This window comes from Actinosynnema sp. NPDC059797 (assembly GCF_042732085.1).
Classification (GTDB): domain Bacteria; phylum Actinomycetota; class Actinomycetes; order Mycobacteriales; family Pseudonocardiaceae; genus Actinosynnema.
Window position 1 is genome coordinate 1 of the sequence record NZ_JBHWIE010000532.1, and the last position, 3,813, is coordinate 3,813.

Sequence of the window (3,813 nt, forward strand, 5' to 3'; positions counted from 1 at the left end):
GGCTTCCGCAACGAAGAGGGGCGGGAGTTCGCCGTGGACCCCCTCTTCAACTCGTTCTCGCTGATCCCGATCGAGGAGAGCTGCCACCACTGGGTGGAGCCGTTCGCCGGTGAGGGCCGTGGTCGCTACACGGTCAGCATCGGGGAGCACCGCGCCGCGTGACCGCGTGCGGGATGGGCTCCGAGCCTGTCCGACGGAACCCGAAGGGAGGGAATGAGATGGAGGAGACCACCCTGGTCGCGACCGAGGTCGAGGTCGAGGCGGACGAGCTGGAGTTCGACCGCGAGACGCTGAGCGACTACCTCGCCATGGCGCACCGCTGCTGATGAGGGCCCGGGGTGGCGTGCTTGCACCACGCCACCCCGGGCTCACCAACGATTCCACACCGGGGGTGACCTGTGAACACCAGCATCGCCGCGGGCCTCGACTCGATGCCGCTCAACGACGACAGCCACTGGCCCAGCGACTACGACGCGCGCCTCGTGGCGAGCGCCACCGTGCGGACGCTGCTGGTGGAGGACGCCGCGACCGGCGCGGTCGGGCCGTGCGCGGCGGTGTCGGCCGAGTGCCTCGACGACGGCAGGCGCTGGCGGGTGCGACTGGACCGGTCGCTGCGGTGGAGCGACGGCGCCCACCTGTCCGCCGAGGACGTCGTCCGCTCCGTCGAGCGCGCCGCGCCGCACCCCCGGGCCGGCCTGAACGCGCTGCTCGACCGGCGGCGCGCCGCGGTCGCGGTGGACGACGAGGTCGTGGAGATCTGCTTCGCCCGCCCGGTCGGGTTCGCGCCCGCCCTGCTCACCCTGCCCCAGCTCGCGCCGTCGCGGACGCCGGGCACGCGGCTCGGCGACGTCAGCCTGGGCGACTTCCGGCTGGTCGGGCGCACGGACCGCACGCTCACCCTGCACCGGCAGCCGCACGCGGCCGACCGCGACGACGCCGTGCACGCGATCGAGTTCCGCTGCTTCGACGACATCGCCGCCGCGCTGGGCGCCTTCGACCGCGGCGAGCTGGACCTGTCCCCGACGACCAGCTTCCGGGCGGAGGACGTCGCCCGCTACCGGGGTCACGAGGGGTTCCACGCCCGCGACGTCTCGATCCTCGCCTGCCTGGAGTTCGGCAGGCGGGCGCCCGCCCTGCGGGAGGACGCCGACGCGCGCGCCGCGCTCGGGTTCGCGCTCGACCGGCACCGGCTGGCCCGCGCCGTCGGCGGCCTGCTCAGCCCCGCGCTCGGGCACTCCGGCGCGTGGCCGGACGGCCCGGCGGACCCGGTGCCCGGACCCGTGCCGCCGACACCGGACCAGGTGCGCGCCCTGCGCGCGGCCCTGGGCACCCGGGTGACGATCGGCCACTCGGACTTCACCCCCAACGGCGAGGTCGTCGCCGAGCTGTGCGACCAGCTCGGGGAACTGCTCGGCGTCCGGGCGGAGCCGCGGTGCCTGAGCTACGAGGAGTACGTCCGCGCCGTGGTGCGCGAGGACTTCGCGCTGCTCTACACGTTGACGACCGCCGACTTCCCGCACCCGGCGTCGGTGCTGCTGCCCTGGCGCGGCGGCGGCGCGCAGGCCCGGCGGGCGGGCGTCGCGGACCCCGAGCTGGACCGCCGCGTCGACCTGGCGTGCGCGGAGCCGGACCCGGTGGCCGCCCGCCGCGCGTGGCGGCACGCCGACGACCGGTGGCTCGACCTCATGCCCAGGGTGCCCCTGGCGCGGGTCCGCTCCCACAGCGTCCAGCGCGGCGTCGGCCGGTACGCCGTGTCCTCGGCGGGGATCGTGCCCTTCGACGACCTGGTCGTCCGCCCGGCCCCCGCCCTCGCCGGAAAGGAACCGCACGCATGAGCGCCTCCCTCCCGCCACCGGTCTGCCTGGTGTTCCCGCCGCTCGTGGAGTCCAACTTCGGCAGCCTGTACCCCGCGCCCGCGGTGCTCGCGGCCTACCTCGCCGAGGCCGGGATCGCCTGCGCCCAGGTCGACCTCAACGAGCGGTTCGCCGAGTTCCTGCTGACCCGCGACGTGCTGGAGTCCGTCGGTCGCGGCGAGCTGGCCGCGGTCGGACCCGACTCCATGGCCGCCGCCGTGGCCCGGTGGGCGGCGCGCAACCGGGAGAAGCTGATCGACGGAGAGGGCAGGCACCACTTCGGCGCGGACAGCCCCTACGGCTACGTCATGGAGATCCTCGCCCAGCCGTTCTCGGTGGACCCCGGCCCGGAGGCGCTGGCGGGCGGCCAGGTGGACGACCCGCTGCGGGAGGTGTACCGGCGCGCGTTCGACTTCGCCGGGTTCGGCGAGCGCGTCCACCCCGGCACGAGGCTGTTCGGCGTGACCGTGGCGATGGGGCCGCAGCTCGTGCCGTCCCTGGCGCTGGCCGGCTACCTGAAGGCGTTCGCCCCGGCCGCGCGCGTGGTGCTCGGCGGCGCCGCGATCAGCCTGATGGGGGACGACGACCTCGCGCTGCTGCTCGCAGCGAACCCGGACGTGGACTGCGCGGTGCGCTTCGACGGCGAGGCCCCGCTGCTCGCGCTGGCGGAGCAGGTCCTCCAGGACCGGTGGGAGCCCGCCGAGGTGCCCGGCGCCTCCGTCGTGCGGGACGGCGCGTGCCACCACCAGCCGCCCGCGCCCGGCCCGAACCTCAACGCCCTGCCGTTCCCCGCGTACCCGAAGGAGGCGCTGGACCGGCTCGTGTCGCCGTCGCTGAGCGTCACCCAGGCCCGGGGCTGCTACTGGGGCAAGTGCGACTACTGCGACTTCGTGGAGCTGTACGGCGGGAGCGCGCCCTACCGGGGCCGGCACCCGGACCGCTTCGCGGAGGAGGTCGAGCGCATGGTGTCGGAGTACGGCGTGCGCCGGTTCAACTTCGTCACCGAGTCGATCCCGCCCGCGTTCGCCCGCAGGCTGAGCGAGCGCCTGGTCGCCTCGGACCTGGGCATCACCTGGAACTCCTTCGCCATGGTCGACCGCCGCTTCGACCGCGAGCTGCTGTCCCTGATGGCCAGGTCCGGCTGCGAGTTCCTGGTGATCGGGCTGGAGACGATGGTCACCAGGGTGCTGAAGCTGGTGCACAAGAGCGCCGACCGGGAGGAGAACTTCCGGTTCCTGCGCGACGCCCGGGACACCGGCATGAAGCTGCGGATCAACCTGATCCCCGACCTGCCCACCACCACCTACGAGGAGTCGTTGTCCGCGCTGGCGGACGTGGAGCGGCTGACCGACTGCTTCGAGTCGGTCTCGGTGTTCCCGTTCGAGGCGACCCGCTCCTCCAACGTCGGCCGCGACCCGGGCGCGTTCGGGCTGCTGACCGTGGACTTCGACGGCGCCAGGGGCCAGTCGCAGTACTCGCTCAACCACCTGCACAACCAGGACCCCGCGATGACCGCGGAGCAGCGCGCCGACGTGCACGGCCGGTACCGCGCGTTCGCGAACCGGGTCAACGCCCGCGCGCTCGTCGGCGACGAGGGCCCCGCGCTCGGCCTCGACGCCGTGGTCCGGCTCCCGGTGGAGGACCTCGACCTGTTCGAGACCGGCGGGACGCTCGTGTGCACCCACATCGGCACGCGCGAGCGGGTGTCGCTGCCGGGCCGGGTCGCCGAGGCGCTGACGCCGCACCGGTCGGGCGAGCCCTTCGCCGCCGGGGAGATCGCGTCCCGGCTGGGCGCCGCGAACGCCGAGAAGGTGCTGGCCAAGCTCGCCGCCGCGCGGGTCCTGGTCGCCGCCGCGCCGGGAGGTGGCCGTGCCCGGTGAGGGTGGCGTCGTGCGGCTGCTCGACGTGGTGTCGGTGGTCCCGTGCGCGGACGGGTTCCGGTTCGTCCGCGGCGCGGAGT

2 protein-coding genes are annotated in these 3,813 nt (G+C 74.6%); both read left to right on the top strand.

Annotated elements, in window-relative coordinates; genetic code table 11:
- Positions 1–398 precede the first annotated feature (398 nt).
- Entirely contained in the window at positions 399–1,835 is a 1,437-nt protein-coding gene (locus ACFV4N_RS41125) for an ABC transporter substrate-binding protein (RefSeq protein ID WP_499678110.1), read from the top strand.
- On the top strand, positions 1,832–3,733 hold the full coding sequence (locus tag ACFV4N_RS41130; RefSeq protein WP_499678111.1) for a B12-binding domain-containing radical SAM protein: 1,902 nt from the start codon (positions 1,832–1,834) through the stop codon (positions 3,731–3,733). The genes ACFV4N_RS41125 and ACFV4N_RS41130 overlap by 4 nt, the downstream gene beginning before the upstream one ends.
- Positions 3,734–3,813: the final 80 nt, after the last annotated feature.

What these genes read in the sequence shown, in the direction of transcription:
- ACFV4N_RS41130 (WP_499678111.1), top strand. Translation starts at nt 1,832, where the DNA reads ATGAGCGCCTCCCTCCCGCCACCGGTCTGCCTGGTGTTCCCGCCGCTC.